The organism is Novosphingobium aureum (genome assembly GCF_015865035.1).
Classification (GTDB): domain Bacteria; phylum Pseudomonadota; class Alphaproteobacteria; order Sphingomonadales; family Sphingomonadaceae; genus Novosphingobium; species Novosphingobium aureum.
In genome coordinates this window covers 259,040-276,989 of record NZ_JADZGI010000004.1, presented here as the reverse complement: position 1 = coordinate 276,989, position 17,950 = coordinate 259,040, and the positions used below count along the sequence as shown (strand labels likewise).

Below are 17,950 nucleotides of genomic sequence, written 5' to 3'. Positions count from 1 at the left end.
CCAGGATAGACTGTCTTAGAGTGCTTGGCGAAGTCCGATCGTGCCCATAGATGGGCAGCTCCTCATCAACATGAAGGAGTACGAAGTTGAACGCCGCCAAGCTCTACACCATCAACGAGTGCTGCGAATTGCTCAGCATCGGTCGCACCAAGATGTACGACATGATGAGCACGGACATGATCCGCTACATCACGGTTGGAGCCGCCCGACGCATCCCCCACAAGGAACTGATGCGGTTTCAGGAAAGCCAGCACTAAGAGATCCGTAGCACCCTCACTTTCTCAATCTCAATTCGCATTCTGTTCTCCAAATCGTTGATCTCGCTGCTCCCTGCGAGGTGGGTCGAGCCACTGCTCCGCCCCCTCAGCCGTTCGTCTGCAGCCATTCCGCCCAGAACACCGACATTACTGGAAGGACGACGATGCCCATCCCGCAACACTCCACCTCCGTTGCGCATCCCTGCGCAAACACCACTTCGCTTCACTGCGACGTAGGACGCTATCTCGCGATCTTTCTCAGGGGATCCGAGGTTTGGTCGATGCAGCCCTCGCTCGACAGCGACTTCGACATCATTGTGTTCGGCATGTCGCCATTTGCGAAGCTGAGCGATGCGCGACGGCTTCCGCACCAACACCGGAAGTGTTCTTGCGCAGCCAACGACATTCGCGAGGGCACACTTCCTGTCAACGACAAGATCTCGGCAGACTGACAGTGGCTCGCAAAACAAATATCCTCACGGCCGCGAAAGTGAAGAGCCTGTCGGAGCCTGGACTTCATCCCGATGGCGAACGCCTTTACCTTGAGGTCGGCAAGACCGGCACCAAGCGGTGGACTTACATCTTCAGCTTTGAGGGTCGGCGCCGACAGAAGGGTCTTGGGCCGTATCCCGAAGTCAGTCTCCAAGAAGCTCGAGCCAAGCGCCACGAGGCTTACACGATGGTCAGGCGTGGTGTGAATCCGATTGTGGCCAAGCCAACCGTTGCAGCGCAGAACCAACCAAACACGTTCGGAACTGTCGCACTCGACTACATCGCCAATCAAGAAGCTGGGTGGAAAAACCCCAAGCACCGGCAGCAGTGGCGCAACACCTTGCGCACCTACGCGAAGGCAATCTGGGACACACCCGTTGATAAAATCGAGGTCAGCGCCGTGCAGAATATCCTTAAGCCCATCTGGCACACGAAGCCTGAGACCGCGAAGCGTGTGCGTGGACGGATCGAACGGGTTCTCGGTGCCGCCACCGTCCTTGGTCTGCGAACGGGACATAACCCCGCGACCTGGCGAGGAAACCTTGAACACGTGCTTGGCAAGCAGCGGAAGGGGCCAAAGCGCCACCAGCCGGCGATGTCATATGCCACGTTGCCAAAGTTCCTGGCTGACTTGCAGTGCCGGGCAGGCGCTGCCGCAAGAGCATTGGAACTGCTGATCCACACCGCCACGCGGACGTCGGAGGTACTCAACGCTACGTGGAGTGAGTTCGACATCGAGGGGCGAGTGTGGACTATCCCAGCCGAACGCATGAAGGCGGGCAAGGAACATCGTATTCCCCTGACCCCGCAGGTAATCGATCTGCTCGAATCCCTCCACAGCCATGCGACATATCTGTTCCCCGGCCAATCGAACGAGAAGCCGTTCTCAGATATGGCTATGCTGATGCTGCTACGCCGCATGGAAATCTCGGACGTGACCGTGCACGGCTTTCGCTCGTCGTTTCGTGATTGGTGCGGTGAATGCACTGAAGTCCCCCGCGAGATCGCAGAGATGGCGCTGGCACATGAAGTCGGCAACGAAGTCGAGCGCGCCTACCGCCGGGGCGACGCACTCGAAAAGCGGCGTAAGCTGATGGAGCTGTGGTCGGACTACCTGATCAGCCAGAACTCGACGGCAGACTGACGGCTCCAACATAGCCGGCCTGAGCGGGGACGACCCTAAGCCCGACCCTAAAAGGAGGTCGCGGTTACCCCCGCTCAGCGCCGAATGCCCCCGAGCACCTTCAGGCTAAAAACCGCGTAAATCTGCCCTTTAGCGGACAATCGCGAACATCGACGATCAGGGAAATGGCGGAGCGGGAGGGATTCGAACCCTCGATACGGGGTTACCGTATACACACTTTCCAGGCGTGCGCCTTCGACCACTCGGCCACCGCTCCGCATCGCTGGTGAGCGCGTGCCCCTAGCGGGTACTGATGGCTTTCGCAAGCGGGGAGATCGTGCCATCGTCGCGCCATGCGCATTTTCTCGAAGGGCTTGCTGCCCGCCCTGCTCGCCGGCCCGCTGCTTCCGCTCGGCCTCCATGCACAAGAAGCCGCGGTCACGCCCAATGGCGTCGTCGCGGCGGCACCGGCTTCCGACTGGAAACCGATTGATCCGGCTGACCTGATGGTCATGGATCTTGCCCCCGATGCAGCCGGGAAGGCGCGCCGAGTGGTGATCCAGCTTATCCCTGCGCCCTTCTCGCAAGGCTGGACCGAAAACATGCGCAAGCTGGTTGCCGCGCGCTGGTACGACGGCATCGCGGTGGTGCGCGTCCAGGACAACTACGTCGTGCAGTGGGGCGATCCCAATTCCGAAGACGAGGCGCCCGATACCAACGGCGACACGGCCCGCGCCAAGCCCTTGCCCGGTCGCCTGGAAGTCCTTGCGCCCGGTGACTATACCGCCGCCGCCAGCGCGCTGCCCGAAGACGTCAATGGCGCCAATGCCGATGCCTATGCCGCACGTACCGGCTTCGTCGCAGGCTGGCCGATCGCCGGAGACGAAAAGGCCTCCTGGCCCATTCACTGCTATGGCACTGTCGGTGTCGGGCGCAGCATGTCGCCGGACACGGGAACCGGCGCGGAACTCTATGCCGTGATCGGTCAGGCCCCGCGCCAGCTCGACCGTAACATCGCGGTCGTGGGCAGGGTGATCGCAGGCATGGAGCACCTCTCCTCGCTGCCGCGCGGCCCCGGCATCATGGGCTTCTACACCAGCGAGGCGGATCGCACGCCGATCCTCTCGGTGCAGCTGGGCAACGAAGTCGCCAACCTTCCCGGTTTCGAATACCTCGCAACAGACAGTGCGAGTTTCGCGCGCTACCGGGCCTCGCGGGCCAACCGCAAGGACGGCTTCTACGACGTCCCCGCGGGCGGCGTCGACATCTGCAACGTGCCCGTACCGATCCGCCAGGCATCCTCATAGGCGGCTCACCGTGACCGAGAGGCTGACGCATTCAGCCCGCTTGTGGCGCTGGACCGGCGGTGCCAATGGCGGAAACTGGTTCTTCGTCTCCATCACCGGTGAGAGTGCCGAGACGCTGAGTGCAACGGCTGCGATGCGAAGGCTGGAAGGCCTCTCGCGCGGCTTCGGATCGCTGAAAGTGCGTGTGCGCATCGGCGAAACCCGCTTTGCCACCTCGGTCTTTCCCAGCAAGGCAGAGGGCGGCTGGCTGCTCCCGGTCAAGGCCTCGGTACGCAAGGCGCAAGGGCTCGCCGAGGGTGACGAAGTCCACCTTGAAATCAGCTTCTAGGCTCAGATACGCTCGGCGTCGGTGATCGCCGCACTGGCCCGCAAGGCGGCGATGATGCGGGTGAGGTGAGCGAGGTCGGCCACTTCGAGTTCCACTTCGTAGGTGCCGAAGGGATCGTCGCGCTGGACCATGTTGAGCGAGGCCACGTTGGCATGGGCGCTGGCGAAGACCTGCGTCACTTCGGCCAACGTGCCCGGACGGTTGTAGAGCACGAGACGCAGCCGTCCGGTCGCGCCGGTGGTGCGCGACCCCCAGGACAGGTCGAGCCAGTCGGCATCGACACCGTTTGCGAGCGTCAGGCAATCGATGGTGTGAACCTCGACCTTGTGATCGGGACGACGCAGACCGACGATGCGATCACCCGGAACCGGGTGGCAGCACTTGGCCAGTTCGAAGCCCATGCCCGGCGTCAGCCCCTTGATCGAGATCGCCTTCTCAGTGCGCGTCCAGTCCGGGTCCTCGGGCATCATCGCGGTGCTGCCGGGAACCAGCGCTTCCATCACTTCGCGGTCGCTGAGCTGCGCGGCGCCGATCGCGAACATGAAGTCTTCCTCGTCGCGCATGCCCAGTCGTTCGGTCGCTGCGGAAACGGCCTTCTTGCCGATGCGCTGGGGCAGCCGGCTGGCGATCTCGTCGAACAGCTTGGAGCCGATCTCGGCGACCTCGGCGCGCTCCTTGGCGCGCACCGCACGGCGGATCGCGGCGCGGGCCTTGCCGGTGATCACGAAACCGAGCCAGGAGAGCTGGGGTTCGGCACCCTCGCTCTTGATCACCTCGATCACGTCGCCGTTGTTGAGCCGGGTGCGCAGCGGCACGTGGCGCCCGTTGATCTTGGCGCCCACCGCGGTGTGTCCGAGATCGGTGTGCACCGCATAGGCGAAGTCGACCGCGGTCGAACCCTTCGGCAACTGGTGCAGCGCACCCTTGGGCGTGAAGGCGAAAATGCGGTCCTGATAGATCGCGAGCTTGGTGTTCTCGAGCAGTTCCTCGGCGTCGTGCGTGGTGTCGACGATCTCGATCAGGTCGCGCAGCCAGCCGACCTGCCCGTCGGGCCGCGAGCCACCCTGCTTGTAGGCCCAGTGCGCGGCGAGGCCGAACTCGTTGAGCCGGTGCATCTCCCTGGTGCGGATCTGCACTTCCATGCGCATCGAATTCTCGTAGATGAGCGCGGTGTGGAGCGACTGGTAGCCGTTCGACTTGGGCGTCGAGAGGTAGTCCTTGAAGCGCCCGGGGATCATCTGCCAGTGGCGGTGCAGCACGCCGAGCGCGCGATAGCAGTCGTCGGCATTATCGGTAAGCACCCGGAACGCCATGATGTCGGTGATCTGCTCGAAAGAGACGTGGCGCTCGTTCATCTTGCGCCAGATCGAATAGGGGTGCTTCTCGCGCCCCGTGACCTCGACGCTCACCCCCGCCTCGGCCAGCGCCTGCTTGATGGCGAGCGCGATCGCGTCGACCTGCCCGCCTTCCTGGCTGCGGATCTGCGCGAGGCGCCCGGTTATCGTGGCATAGCCCTCGGGCTCGAGCTGTTCGAAGGCGAGCAACTGCATCTCGCGCATGTATTCGTACATGCCCACCCGCTCGGCCAGCGGGGCGTAGATATCCATGGTTTCGCGCGCGATACGCTGGCGCTTCTCGGGCTTCGAGATGAAGTGCAGCGTGCGCATGTTGTGCAGGCGGTCGGCGAGCTTGACGAGCAGCACGCGCAAGTCCTCGCTCATCGCCAGCAGGAACTTGCGCAGGTTCTCCGCCGCGCGCTCGTTCTCGGTCATCACCTCGATCTTCGAGAGCTTGGTGACGCCGTCGACCAGTCGCGCGACGTCGGCCCCGAACAGCTTCTCGATCTCGTCGACGGTGGCAAGCGTGTCCTCGACGGTATCGTGGAGCAGCGCGGTAATGATCGTCTGCTGATCGAGCTTGAGCTCGGTCATCAGGCCAGCGACCTCGACCGGATGGCTGAAATAGGGGTCGCCACTCGCCCGCTTCTGCGTCCCGTGCTTCTGCACAGTATAGACGTAGGCACGGTTGAGCAGGGCCTCATCGGCCTCGGGTGCGTATTCCTTGACGCGTTCGACGAGTTCGTACTGGCGCAGCATGTCCTGGTGTCATGTGAACATTTTCCGCGTCTCGGCAAGGGGGCACGCTGCCGGAGCACGCCTTTTTACGCCGATTGCATCGTTAACACCGCCCAGAGCCCAGCCGCAGGGGCCGATTCCGAGGTCCGGCGGCCCACCGAAGGCGGAAAAGGCCCGTTGCAATCGATTTTCCGGGGATTGCCCAGAGGGCTGCGTTAAGCCTGCGGGAAGTTGCTGCTCCGCAATATCGCCTGACACAAAAGACAGTTTCCAGCTGCATGATCCCCGGCGTGCCACGTCCCATCGCGGCACTACCTGCAAGAGAGCACGAGAGAAGGCCCGCCACGGCGGAGCCGAGGAGGAGCGAGACCATGGCGAGCATGCACAACCGCGCGGGACCAGAAGAACCCTTCGTCGCGACCTCGCACGACAGGTCCGGCGACGCGGCGCACTTGCGCGAACGCGAAGGACGACGCAGCGGTGACCTTCATCCGCCCCGCGCGCCGCGACGTCGCACGCTGATCGGCGCGACGATGCGTGGCAGAGGGGTGCCCGAGCAGGACGTGATCGTGCGCAATGTCTCGCGCACCGGCATGTGTATCGCCGCGCACGATCCCCTGCCCCGCCCCGGCGCGGCCATCACCATCACGCTCACGCAGGCCGCCGGTGCGCAGGGCAAAGGTCACAAGCTGCGCGAACACCGAGGCCGGGTGCGCTGGGTCGACGCGCAGAGCTGCGGCGTCGAGCTTGTCGAGGAACTGGACATCGGCGAACTGGGCCGCTCGACCATGCGGCGCAATGCCGCGCTCGCCGAAACGCTCGATTGGCGAATCGAGGAGCGCTACGGCGCGGGGCGTCACCCTGACAGCCTGCAATTCTGTGTCTGACGATACCACGATCGGGCGGTGCCGCCGCGGGCATTGCACCGCCTCGACACGGATTTCGTCAGATCGCTGTCATCGAGCGGACATCATAGTTTCACCCCGAGGACCTTGATCGGTAATATTCCGGGTCTAGGAGCCCTGCGAGCGGCCCGATGCCGGGACGCAAATTCCAAAGCAGGGGTACAACTTGAATATCCGCACGATCCTCGCGGGCCTCGCCGCCGGCTCCTCGTTCCTGGCCTTCTCGAACCTGGCATACGCGGCAGACGACGCTGCGCCCACTGACGAGGGCGCGATCATCGTCACGACGCAGAAGTTCGAGCAGCGCGCCGCAGACGTGCCCGTGACCCTCAGCGCGCTTTCGGGCGAGCGCATGGAGGAAATCGGCGTCTCCGAGCTGGACGAGCTTTCCGCCTACGTTCCCGGCCTCAACATCCAGGAGCAGAGCGCCAACAACCCGGGCATCGTGATCCGCGGCATCACTTCGGACAGCGGCTCGGCGCAGGACGCCGCGCGCGTCACGCTCTACTACAACGGCGTCGACATCTCGCGTTCGCGCGGGGCCTACCAGGGCATCTACGACATGGAGCGCATCGAGGTCGTCAAGGGCCCGCAGGCGACCCTGTTCGGCACTGCCTCGACCGTGGGCGCGATCTCGATGGTTTCGGCCAAGCCCAAGCCCGGCTTCTCGGCCGAGCTCTCGGGTGGCTACGGCAACTATGACTATTACGAAGCGGGCGGCTTCCTGAACGCGGGCAACGACATGATCGCGGGCCGCGTCGCGTTCAAGTACAAGAACCGCGACGGCTACGTGAAGAACCTCGCGCCCGACCAGGACGACCTCTACGGCATCAACACGCTGGGCGTGCGCGGATCGCTGCGCTTCACCCCCACCCCGGACATCACCGCGGACCTCGTCTTCACCTACGACCGCCAGCGCAACTCGGGCACGCCGTTCCTCTCGCGCACGCTCGGCTCGACCGCGGTGAACGACGTCTACGGCGATGCGTACCTGGGCGGCTCGCCCAATTCGCAGGAAGTCCTGGGCAAGGACAAGCTGGGCCTCGACCGTGACGTCTACGACGTCAACTTCACGTTCAACTGGGACTTCGCGGACGGCTGGAGCTTCACCACCGTCAACGGCTACCGCGACTTCGATTCGCTGGAAGTCTTCGACGCCGATGGTTCGGCCGCCTCCTATCTGGAATTCGCCGAACAGGCTGACGGCTGGCAGTTCAGCCACGAGGGCCGCTTCGCCTATTCGGACGATGCGTGGCGCGCCCACTTCGGCTGGAACTACATGATCGAGGACACGCGCCAGTACGTGCCCTTCTCCAGCGAAGTCGGCACTTACCTGCAGTGCACGGCGAACATCATCCCCGGCCTTGGCTGCGTCGCGCCCGACAATTCCGTGCCCGCCGCGCTCGCCACCGGCCTTGCCACTGGCGGCCTGATCGACAGCGCGCCCTATGCCAGCTGGTTCCAGAACGAAGGCCGCAACCAGTCCTGGTCGATGTTCGGCGAGGCGACCTGGATCCCGACCCCGGCGCTCGAAATCAACGCCGGCGCGCGCGTCCTCATCGAGCAGCGCCGCTCGGGCTATTCGACCTATCAGCCGGTCGCCCCGATCTACGGCCAGCCGCTGCTGCCCTACGCCAACACCGATGGTGAAGTGGTCTACGCCGACCGCAGCTATGCTGCGTTCCTGCCGCGCTTCAACGCGCTGCTGCGCGTGACCGACGCGGTCAATCTCTACGCCACCGTCTCCAAGGGGCGCCGTTCGCCCTCGGTCCAGGTGACCACGCTCACCGATGCCGACACCGGCGCACGCTATGCGGGTACCAACGAGGTCGGCAACGAGACCGTGTGGAACTACGAGGGCGGCGTGAAGCTGGCGAGCGGCATCTTCTCCGGCTCGCTCGGCGTCTACTACCAGCAGTACACCGACTTTCAGGTTACCGTGATCGAAGCGGGCGGCAACGCGCGCACGGTGAGCGCGGGCTCGGCCAGCAATCTGGGTGTCGAGGCAGAGGTTGAGATCAAGCCGACCTCCTGGCTGCGCGCCTACGCCAACGGCGGCTGGATCGACGGTGGCATCGACGACGATCCGGAGAACGGCAACCTTGCCGGATCGCGTTTCCGCCTCCAGCCCGAGTGGCAGGCAGCGGCAGGCCTCATCATCGACGCCCCGGTGACCGAAACCGTCGGCCTGTTCCTCTCGCCCAGCGTCACCTACCGCTCGAAGATCTACTTCGAGACGCCCAACACCGAGGCGATCAGCCAGCCGGGCGTGACGCTTGCCAACCTGCGCGGCGGCGTGACCTTCGCCAACGGCCAGTACGAGATCGCGGGCTGGGCGCGTAACCTCTTCGACGAACGCTACCTCCTCGATGCGGGCAACACCGGCGGCGCCTTCGGGCACCCGACCTTCATCCCTGCCGAGCCGCGCACTTACGGCGTGCAGGTCAAGGCACGCTTCTGACCAGACCGACGAGGGGCCGGGGGACTTTGGTTTCCCGGCCCCTTCCCTTTGCCCGATGCAAGGAAGGCCCTCCCCAGCCATGCCCCTCCTCGACCTCGACCGCCGCCTGCTGCTCAAGGCAGGCACCCTCGGCCTTGCCGCGCTGGCGACCCCCGGCGTCGCCGCGATCCTCACCGCGCGCGGCTTCACCCATGGCGTTGCGAGCGGCGAACCCTCGGGCAGCTCCGTCCTCTTGTGGACACGCTATGCTGCGGCGGGCGACACCACGCTGCGCGCCGAAGTCGCGCGTGACCAGGCCTTCACGCAAGTCGTATCGGGCGGTGAGGTCGTCGCCTCGCCCAGCCACGACTGCTGCGCCAAGATCACCGTCGACGGGCTCGAACCCAACAGCTGGTACTTCTTCCGCTTCATCGCCCCGGACGGCACGACCAGCGCGACCGGGCGCACCCGCACGCTGCCCACCGCCGATTGCGCGCGCTTCGGCATTGGCCTCTTCTCGTGCTCGAACCTGCCTTATGGCTGGTTCAACGCGTACCGCCACGCCGCTGCGCGCCAAGACCTCGATCTGCTCGTCCACGTCGGCGACTACATCTACGAATACGGCCCCGGCACTTATCCCGAGGTGCCCGTGCCCGGACGCCATCTCGCGCCCGACCACGAGATCCTGACGCTCGCCGACTATCGCCTGCGCTACGCCGCCTACCGCGCCGACCCGGACCTGCAACTGCTGCACCAGCGCTTTCCGGTGCTGGCGCAGTGGGACGACCACGAGCTCGCGAACGATGCCTGGAAGGACGGCGCCGAGAACCACCAGAGCGAGAGCGAAGGGTCATGGGCCGCGCGCAAGGCCATCGCCGAGCGCGTCTACCGCGAGTGGATGCCGGTCTCCGACACGCCCTACAACAGCTTCCAGATCGGTTCGCTGGCGACCCTGTTCCGTCCCGAAACGCGCGTCACCGGCCGTGTCGAACAGCTCGACCTCGGCAAGGCGATGCTTGCCAACGGCCCCGCCGACGTCGCCCGCTCGCTTGCCACTTTCCGCGACGGCGCCTGGCAGGACCCTCAGCGCACCGTCATGGGCATGAAGCAGGAGCAGTGGCTGAACGAGGGCATCCGCGCGTCGGCGAAAGCGGGTACGCGCTGGCAGGTGCTTGCGCAGCAGATCGTGATGGGGCCGCTCAAGGCGCCCGCACAACTCGCTGACCTCGTAACCGCCGACGTACCCGCCAAGGCCAGGCAGGCGCTGACCGCAATCGCCGCGGCGGCCAAGCTCGGCCTGCCCTACAACATGGATTCGTGGGACGGCTATCCCGCCGCGCGCGAACGCCTGCTGCGCGCTTCGCGAGAGGCCGAGGCCAATCTCGTCGTGCTCTCGGGCGACAGCCACAATGCTTGGGGCCAGAACCTCAGCCTCGAGGGTGCGCCCGTCGGGGTCGAATATGCGGGGCACTCGGTCACTTCGCCCGGCTTCGAGACCTACCTGCCCGGCACCGATCCCAAGCTGCTCGCCCGGGCGATCCAGGAGGCCAACGCCGGCCTCTCGCTGTGCGACACCAGCCGGCGCGGCTACGTATCGCTCGAACTGACGAACGAGACGGTGCGCGGCACCTGGCACTTCATGGAAAGCGTCACCACGCGCGGCGACACGCGCGCGAGCGACGAAAGCCGAAGCGTCGCGTGGGGCACGCGACGCTTCGCCGAGGCCTGACGGGGAACGGGTTTTCGGACAGGGCGGGTGCAGGGCACGTCGGGGGCGTGACCTGCACCCTCCTCGTTCTCCTCACCTGCCGAGCGCGCAGAGCCGCGAGCCATAGCGGCGCAAGCGATAGATCGCGCTTGATCCCGCCCCGCTCCGGGTGCCAAGTGCGCGCATGCTAGCCCCCCACACCCGCGCGATCGTCGCCGCGACCGCCTTCGCCCTCGTCACCGGAAAGAAGGTCGCCGGCCTCTACGACCACACCGCCGCGCGCGACCTGCGCGTCGCCGCCGAGGCGCGCGACAATGCCGTGCAAGGCGTCGATGCCGAGAGCGGCACCAAGTTCGGGGGAACGCTGCCCGATATCCTCGTTGCCAAGGAGCGCACGTGGATCTCGTTCGCCCTCGAGAATGGCGAGGTCACCGGCTACGACCGGGCCTCGGCAACGCACTTCACCGCAAGGGTCGAGAACGGCGCGGTGCAGGTATACGACCATGCGGGCGCGACATGGTTCGCCTACGAGGTGCAGGACGCCTCTGCCCCGCAGTCCTACTACCGCGAAGCCTGACCGGGCGCGGCGCGAACCGGCGCGGCCCGCCCACCCCGGTCAGCTCCAGGTCGCCTCGGGCGGCAGGCTCATCAGGATCGCGTCGATGTTGCCGCCGGTCTTGAGGCCGAACAGCGTGCCACGGTCATAGACGAGGTTGAACTCGGCATAGCGGCCGCGCCATTCGAGCTGCTGCGACTTGTCGGCGGGGGTAAAGTCCATCCCCATGCGCTTTCGCACGAGGCGCGGGAAGACATCGAGGAACGCGCGCCCGACCGCCTGCGTGAAGGCGAAGTTGGCCTCCCAGCCCGCCTCGTCGGGGCATTCGAGGTGATCGTAAAAGATCCCGCCCACGCCGCGGTGGACCTGGCGGTGGGGGATATAGAAGTAGTCGTCCGCCCAGGCCTTGAAGCGCTCGTAGTAATCGGGGCCATGGGCATCGCATGCCGCCTTGAAGGCCGCGTGGAACTCGGCGGTATCCTCTTCGTAGGGGATCGGCGGGTTGAGGTCTCCGCCACCGCCGAACCAGGCCTTAGTGGTGGTCAGGAAGCGCGTGTTCATGTGCACCGCAGGCACGTGCGGGTTCGCCATGTGCGCGACGAGGCTGATCCCGGTCGCCGAGAACTGCGGCTGGTCGGCAGAGGCGCCGTTGATCGAACCGGCAAATTCCTGGGCGAAGGCACCGTGGACGGTCGAGATGTTGACCCCGACCTTCTCGAAGACGCGCCCCTTCATCACTCCGCGCGTGCCACCGCCGGTTTCCTCGTCCTCGCCGCCCACACCTTCGCGCTTCCAGTCGGTGTAGGTGAAGGCTGCCTCGGACCCGGCCTCGCGCTCGATTGCCTCGAATTCCGCGCAGATCGCATCGCGCAAGGATTCGAACCAGGCAGCGGCGCGGATGGTGTAAGGGCTCCAGTCGGTCATATCGATGTCCTCATACGACCGGCGCTTGCCAAATCGGGGCGGCTACGGCAAGGAAAAGCCATGGTTCCCTTTTCGTTCTGCACGCACGAACTCGTCCTCCTCGAAGGCGAGCGCGGTCGGCCCGGCGCGCTGTACTGGCCGCGCGAGCATGCGCTGCTGGTAGCCGACCTGCACCTCGAAAAAGCCAGCCACTATGCGCGCGGCGGCCAGATGCTGCCGCCCTACGACAGCCGCGAGACGCTCGAGCGTCTCGCGCGGGCAGTGCGCATGACCGGTGCGCGACGCGTCTTCGCGCTCGGCGACAACTTCCACGACAGCGAAGGACCGGCGCGGCTCGAGCCTCACGCTGCAGGCATGCTCGATGCGCTGGTGCGCGCGCTCGACTGGGTCTGGATCACAGGCAACCACGATCCGCATCTGGGTGAGAGCGCAGGCGGCACCTGCCTCGAGGAACTGGAACTTGGCGGCGTCATGCTGCGCCACGAGGCGAAGCGCGGCTCGCGCGCGCCCGAGCTTTCGGGCCACTTTCATCCGCGCCTCACGGTAACCGCGCGCGGTCGCCGTATCGCAAGGGCCTGCGGCGTGGTCAGCGACACCCGCATGATCCTGCCTGCCTATGGCGCGCTGACCGGCGGGATGGACGCGGGCGACCCTGCCATCGTCTCGGCGCTGCAACCTGCCGCTGCAATCGACGCGGTCCTGCCCGCCAAGGGCAGGCTTCTGCGCTATCCCCTCTGGCGAAACGCGGCCTGAATACCCATATGGTGGGCAAGGCTGGTGAGACCGGCCGGGGCACATCGCGAAAAAACGTGAAAATCGCACTTTGCGTGCGAGGCCGATTCGCATTAATGAGCCCCGAATTCGCACGACTATTCTGTAACGACTCAGGAGAACGCTTATAGCACCCCCACCCCGGCGCATGATGGCGCCACCGGTCAAGAGCGGACCGCGCTACAACAAGTTCATTCAGGCCGACAAGGTCCGCGTAATCGACGAGAACGGCGAGAACATCGGCGTGCTGTCGACGCGTGACGCGATCGAACGCGCTGCCGACGTCGGCCTCGACCTCGTCGAGGTATCGCCCAACGCCGATCCGCCGGTGTGCAAGTTCCTCGATGTCGGCAAGTTCCGCTACGAGGCGCAGAAGAAGGCCAACGCCGCGCGCAAGACGCAGAAGACGCAGGAGATCAAAGAGATCAAAATGCGTCCGAACATCGACGATCATGACTATGACGTGAAGATGCGCAACATCCACCGCTTCATCGGGGATGGCGACAAGGTCAAGGTAACCCTGCGTTTCCGCGGCCGCGAACTCTCGCACCAGCAGCTGGGCATGAACCTGCTGCGCCGCGTCCAGGACGACTGCGCCGAGATCGCCAAGGTGGAAGCCTATCCGCGCATGGAAGGCCGCCAGATGCTGATGGTGCTCGCGCCCAAGTAAGCGCTGCAGCACGTCTTCATCGCAAGAACCAGGAAGGGCGCTCCCGCAAGGGGCGCCCTTCTTGCATTCGCAACGGGGATACAACTTGCGACAAGGCTGAAATATGCCCGCGACGCGCGGCAGGCAGGGCGTGCGGCATGCGCAAGATTTCTCTCGTTCTCGCGGCCATGCTGCTCGTCCAGTCTCCCCTCGTCCTCGCCCAGAGCATGCCCGGCGGCATGGGAGGCGGGGGCATGGGCGGAAGTGGCATGGGCGGGGGCGGCGGTCCCGGTGGCCCGGGCGCCCCCGGCAGCGGTCCGGGTGGCGGCAAGCCCCGCGCCCCCAAGCCGGTCAAACGTCACGCCTACGACAAGATCGTCGCTACTATGTTCGAAGCCGGCGATGCCGACCGCAACGGCATCGTCACCCTCGACGAACTGCGCGCGGTCATCGCGGCGCGGCGCGAGGCGGTCATCCTCGAGCGCTTCGCGGCACTCGACAGCGACGGCGACAAGATGATCTCGCAGGCCGAATTCGTCGCCTGGCAAAGCAGCATGGGTTCGGCAGCCAGCGACGAGCGTGCCGCCATGGGCGCGCGCGCCGCGATCATCACCGATGCCCTCGCGCCCGGGGTAAAGGGCGACAACGCCTTCGCGCTTCTCGACCTGATCGAACCGCTGAGCGGTACCGTGATCGCGGCTGCCAACACCAATTACGACGCCGGGCTCTCGCTCGAGGAATTGCTCGCTTACGAAGCCAAGCGTTTCGAGGCGGCGGACAAGAACGGCGACGGCGCGCTCTCGATGGACGAGCTGCGCCCGCGCGACGGCGAAAAGCAAGGGCCCGGTCGAGCAGGTGGACCGGGCGGCGGTGCAGGCGGTCCCCCGCCCTGCCCTCCGGGCCAGACCTGTGGCGGAGCGTGAGCTTGTGGCGGCACCAGCTCAGCGGATCGGGTAGCTGGAAAGCCTGACGTGGAGCACCTGGTTGGCGGCGGTGAAGTTGAGCCCCCAGTCGACCTGATCGCCGTTCCAGACGCGCTCGAAGATCCACTGGCCCTTCTCGTCGTAGTGACCCTGCTCGACCCGGTCGAGGATCAGGTTGGCGCTCTTGGGATAGGCCATGGCGAAATCGACGCGCGCGAAGTGGCCGGTGACGAGGTATTCGTCGGGTGCGATCTCGGCGATGGCGACGCCGCCCTTGGGCCAGTCATTGCCCTTCGCCTCGGACATTCCCCAGTCGCCGCGCCCGTAGCTGATCTTGGCCGCGTATTTGCCGAGTGCGAGAACCTGCTCGTGGCCCTGCTCGGGGTCCTCGGGTTCCGCCGCGCCCCAGGTCTTGCCCGCGAAGGCCAGCCGGGCCCAGAGCCGGTCCATGTTCTCGAACAGCGCATAGTTGGCCGAGAACGGGACCAGCGCCTCGTCGTTGAGCTTGGAGGTGACCGGATAGCTGGGCAGATAGCGCAAGCGATCGATCCCGAAGGGCGACCATCCGATCGCGCCGCGCCCCATCGCCTCGAAGAAGAAACGGGCATAGTCGCGCGCATGGCCGGTCTCGGGCACGAACAGCGCATTGTCCTTGCGATCGTACTTGTCGAGGAAGCCCAGGTACCGGGCGTGCTCGGTCGTGTAGATGTCGGGCGCGACGAGGTCGAGGTTGGGAGCCGCGGCCTTGTAGACGTCGACCACCGTGTTCGCCGGACCGCCGCTCGCATAGGTGTTGGGGTCCTGCCACTCGAAAGGCGAGCCGGTCAGCGCGGCATTGGCGTACATCGGCAGTGCCTTCTCCGCCTTGCCCGCCGCCGCGACGGTGTCGATGTAGCGCGCGAGGTGCCAGGTCTGGAAGTAGAGCTCGGCATCGCGCCCGTAGAGGTCGCGCCAGGTGCCCGCGCCCTTGCCGGTCCGCTTGCGCAGCGCTGCGGGCACCTGCCCCGCGAACAGGGCATCGGCCTCACGCGAATGGTCGCGGGCAAGGCCATAGGAGCCCGGCTCGTTCTCGACCTGCACCATGATCACCGTATTCTCGGGATCGACCTCGGCAAGATGGCGCATCAGGCGTGAAAAGGCGCGCGCATCGGCCTTGAGTGTCTCCTCGCCATGGGGAGAGAGCGCGTAGTGCAGCGTGCCGTCTGGCTTGCGCATGCGCGGGAAGCGGTCGTTGTCGAGCTTGACCCAGCGCGGGGTGTACTGCGGATTGGTGTTCTTCCAGGTCGCGAACCACAGGAGAACCAGCCGCACGTCATGCGCGCGCGCCTGTTCGAGCAGGGTGTCGACGATGGCAAAGTCGAACTGCCCCTCGACCGGCTCAACCTGTTCCCAGCCGACCGGAATCTCGAGCATGTTGACGTGCATGGCCTTCATCGCCGGCCATACCTCGGGCAAGGCGGCGGGCCACGAACTGGAGTTGTTGGCCTGCGCGCCGAGCATCAGGAACGGTGCGCCATCGACCATCAGCGCGTGGCGACCGTCCTTCTCGGCGATATGCGGAATTTCACCAGCAAGGGCTGCGGGGCTGCCCGCCAGAAGCGACGTCACGGCTGCCACAGAAGCCAGCATCGGGCGCAGTCTGCGCGTCATATGTCCTGTCTCTCCCATATTCACGTTCTTGCCTCGCCGCTCAGACGAGGCCCCGGCCCTCGAGGCGGATCACCGGCACGAAGAGCGCGCCTTGCGGAATGTCGAACGCGGTAGCATCACCGGTCTGGCGCATCGCGACCTCGCCGCCGCCGAGCATCGTCGCGCGCTCGATGCGGCCCTTGCCCGCGCGTGCCATCGCCCGATGGCCGAGCGAGCGCACCGAAAGCGCGCCTTCGGGCCGTGCGAGCACGAACATGTAGAGCGCGCCGTCCTTGGTGGTGAAGCGCACGTCGCCCGGGCCAAAGCCCTTGAAGCCGCCTTCGTTCTGCATGCCGACCTGCAGCTCGGTCGGCCCCTCGCCGTAGATGTGCCAGGGGCGCGAGCCATAAACGGCATCGCCGTTGACCGCGAACCAGCGCGCGAGGTCGTCGAGGATCTTCTCTTCCTCGGCATCGATTGTACCGTCACCGCGCTGGGGTACCGAGAGCAGCAGGTTGCCGTTCTTCGAGACGACGTCGGCGAGGCGCTGGACCACCGCCTCGGCGGGAACGTAGGACTTGTCGGTGAAACGTGCGCGGTTGTAGAACCAGTCGCCGATGCAGGTGTCGGTCTGCCAGGGCTCGTCCCAGAGATGGTCGGTGAAGCCGCGCTCGACGTCCTGCACCAGCCCGAAGCGGGCATGGGGCTTGAGCTGCTTGCCGGTCAGTACCACGTCGATCTTGCCGTGCCATTCAATCGAGCGGTTGTAGTAGTCCGCAGCCGCCGCAAGACCGTACTGGCCGAAGGGCAACTCGTGGTTGTCCATGTAGCAGAAGTCGGGCTTGTACTTGGTGACGAGATCGATCTGGCGCAGCAGCCACTCTCGCGCGAAATCCTCGCCGCCGGGCGGGATCGTCTCGACCCACTGGCCATCGTTCTTATCGTGCCATTCGTTCATCGCCTCGATGGTGTCGATGCCATCGGGCGCGACCGCGTAGCGTCCGGTATAGAGCGCCTGCGGATCGAGGCCCTCCCACCACTTGCCCTTGCCGTCGGCCTTGCTCAGCCGATAGGCGTCGTAGCGTTCGCCCTTGCGCGGCCCTTCGGGATCGTAGGCATAGGCGGGCTGGTACCAGTGCCAGGCATGCGAGGTGTGGTTCGAGACGCCGAACTTGAGGCCGGCCTTGCGCGCCACTTTCTCCCAGGTGCCGACGACATCGCGCCTAGGGCCAACCCGCAGCGAGTTCCAATCGTGGTGCGCGGAATCGTAGCAGTCGAGATTGTCGTGGTGGCAGGCAAGGCTGACGAAGTACTTCGCGCCCGCCTTGACGAAGCGGTCCATCAGCGCCTCGGGGTCCCACTTGTCCGCCGTCCACTTGTTCTGGACCTCCATCATCCCGGTATCGGCGGGGTGGCCGTAAGTCCTCAGGTGATGCTCGTACATCGGGTGGCCCTGCATGTACATGAAGCGCCCGTACCAGTCGCCCTGCTCGGGTACCGACTGCGGCCCCCAGTGCGACCAGATGCCGAACTTGGCGTCGCGGAACCAGTCGGGATAGCGGTAGTTGGCGACGAGCGAATTCCAGCTCGGCTCTACCGGGCCGGTAGCGATCGCGCCCGAGGATACCGCGCCCGGCGCCATGGTGCCGGCAGCGGCAAGTGCACGGCTAGAGACGCCGCCGGTCAGTCCGCCTGCAAGCGTTGCCGCGATGAATCCGCGCCGATCCGGGGTAAACTGTCTCATCTCGGCACTCTCCGCCTGTTCCGTTATCGTTTTCGGACCGCTATGTCCGCACAGCCCGTTGAAAAATGGGAAGACAGGCCTGCCCCGCCTTGTTTGGAGGAGGAGGGCGGGACAGGCCG

At 65.6% G+C, this 17,950-nt stretch carries 16 protein-coding genes and 1 tRNA gene; 12 read left to right on the top strand and 5 right to left on the bottom strand.

The genetic code is table 11. The features are described 5' to 3' along the window. The first annotated feature begins 86 nt into the window (after positions 1–86). The 3 genes from I5E68_RS18300 to I5E68_RS18290 all read left to right on the top strand — a co-directional run bounded on the left by I5E68_RS18300 (position 87) and on the right by I5E68_RS18290 (position 1,893). Positions 87–257 carry a helix-turn-helix domain-containing protein gene (locus I5E68_RS18300; protein ID WP_197166862.1) on the top strand — a complete coding sequence of 57 codons (171 nt, stop codon included), beginning with the start codon at positions 87–89 and terminating at the stop codon, positions 255–257. Between the two features lie 164 nt (positions 258–421). Beyond that, positions 422–709 carry a hypothetical protein gene (locus tag I5E68_RS18295; RefSeq protein ID WP_197166860.1) on the top strand — a complete coding sequence of 96 codons (288 nt, stop codon included), beginning with the start codon at positions 422–424 and terminating at the stop codon, positions 707–709. Positions 710–711: 2 nt separating this feature from the next. Further along, entirely contained in the window at positions 712–1,893 is a 1,182-nt protein-coding gene (locus I5E68_RS18290) for a tyrosine-type recombinase/integrase (RefSeq protein ID WP_197166857.1), read from the top strand. A gap of 165 nt (positions 1,894–2,058) precedes the next feature. Here I5E68_RS18290 and I5E68_RS18285 read toward each other — a convergent pair. Then, positions 2,059–2,149 (bottom strand) — tRNA-Ser (locus I5E68_RS18285). A gap of 76 nt (positions 2,150–2,225) precedes the next feature. On the opposite strand from I5E68_RS18285, the gene I5E68_RS18280 reads away from it, so the two are divergent. After that, on the top strand, positions 2,226–3,179 hold the full coding sequence (locus I5E68_RS18280) for a peptidylprolyl isomerase (RefSeq protein ID WP_197166855.1): 954 nt from the start codon (positions 2,226–2,228) through the stop codon (positions 3,177–3,179). A 10-nt stretch (positions 3,180–3,189) separates the two neighbouring features. Continuing rightward, a complete protein-coding gene (locus I5E68_RS18275) occupies positions 3,190–3,507 on the top strand; it encodes a DUF1905 domain-containing protein (RefSeq protein ID WP_197166853.1) in 318 nt (105 codons plus the stop codon). A 2-nt stretch (positions 3,508–3,509) separates the two neighbouring features. Here the strand turns inward: I5E68_RS18275 and I5E68_RS18270 are convergent, their stop codons facing one another. Continuing rightward, positions 3,510–5,603 carry a RelA/SpoT family protein gene (locus tag I5E68_RS18270; RefSeq protein ID WP_197166850.1) on the bottom strand — a complete coding sequence of 698 codons (2,094 nt, stop codon included), beginning with the start codon at positions 5,601–5,603 and terminating at the stop codon, positions 3,510–3,512. A gap of 350 nt (positions 5,604–5,953) precedes the next feature. Here I5E68_RS18270 and I5E68_RS18265 point away from each other — a divergent pair, with 350 nt between their 5' ends. The 4 genes from I5E68_RS18265 (at position 5,954) to I5E68_RS18250 (ending at position 11,212) form a co-directional block, all read left to right on the top strand. Continuing rightward, positions 5,954–6,469 (top strand): PilZ domain-containing protein, encoded by a 516-nt coding sequence (locus I5E68_RS18265; protein WP_197166848.1) that lies wholly within the window; start codon positions 5,954–5,956, stop codon positions 6,467–6,469. Positions 6,470–6,653: 184 nt separating this feature from the next. Further along, positions 6,654–8,948, top strand: a complete 2,295-nt coding sequence (locus tag I5E68_RS18260; protein ID WP_197166846.1) for a TonB-dependent receptor — start codon at positions 6,654–6,656, stop codon at positions 8,946–8,948. A 79-nt stretch (positions 8,949–9,027) separates the two neighbouring features. Next, the gene (locus I5E68_RS18255) at positions 9,028–10,656 is read left to right on the top strand and encodes an alkaline phosphatase D family protein (RefSeq protein ID WP_197166844.1); all 1,629 of its coding nucleotides are present in this window, start codon (positions 9,028–9,030) and stop codon (positions 10,654–10,656) included. Positions 10,657–10,819: 163 nt separating this feature from the next. After that, positions 10,820–11,212 (top strand): hypothetical protein, encoded by a 393-nt coding sequence (locus I5E68_RS18250; RefSeq protein ID WP_197166842.1) that lies wholly within the window; start codon positions 10,820–10,822, stop codon positions 11,210–11,212. A 39-nt stretch (positions 11,213–11,251) separates the two neighbouring features. On the opposite strand, the gene hemF is transcribed toward I5E68_RS18250, so the two are convergent. Next, positions 11,252–12,115 (bottom strand): oxygen-dependent coproporphyrinogen oxidase, encoded by an 864-nt coding sequence (gene hemF, locus I5E68_RS18245; protein WP_197166840.1) that lies wholly within the window; start codon positions 12,113–12,115, stop codon positions 11,252–11,254. 60 nt (positions 12,116–12,175) lie between these two features. On the opposite strand from hemF, the gene pdeM reads away from it, so the two are divergent. The 3 genes from pdeM (at position 12,176) to I5E68_RS18230 (ending at position 14,458) form a co-directional block, all read left to right on the top strand. Then, a complete protein-coding gene (gene pdeM / locus I5E68_RS18240; protein ID WP_197166838.1) occupies positions 12,176–12,868 on the top strand; it encodes a ligase-associated DNA damage response endonuclease PdeM in 693 nt (230 codons plus the stop codon). Between the two features lie 166 nt (positions 12,869–13,034). Further along, the gene (gene infC, locus I5E68_RS18235) at positions 13,035–13,556 is read left to right on the top strand and encodes a translation initiation factor IF-3 (protein WP_197166836.1); all 522 of its coding nucleotides are present in this window, start codon (positions 13,035–13,037) and stop codon (positions 13,554–13,556) included. 137 nt (positions 13,557–13,693) lie between these two features. After that, a complete protein-coding gene (locus I5E68_RS18230; RefSeq protein WP_197166834.1) occupies positions 13,694–14,458 on the top strand; it encodes an EF-hand domain-containing protein in 765 nt (254 codons plus the stop codon). An 18-nt stretch (positions 14,459–14,476) separates the two neighbouring features. Here the strand turns inward: I5E68_RS18230 and I5E68_RS18225 are convergent, their stop codons facing one another. Further along, positions 14,477–16,108 (bottom strand): DUF5597 domain-containing protein, encoded by a 1,632-nt coding sequence (locus I5E68_RS18225; protein ID WP_228727325.1) that lies wholly within the window; start codon positions 16,106–16,108, stop codon positions 14,477–14,479. 40 nt (positions 16,109–16,148) lie between these two features. Beyond that, positions 16,149–17,831, bottom strand: coding sequence for an alpha-L-fucosidase (locus tag I5E68_RS18220; protein ID WP_197166832.1), 1,683 nt, complete (start codon positions 17,829–17,831; stop codon positions 16,149–16,151). Between the last annotated feature and the right edge of the window lie 119 nt (positions 17,832–17,950).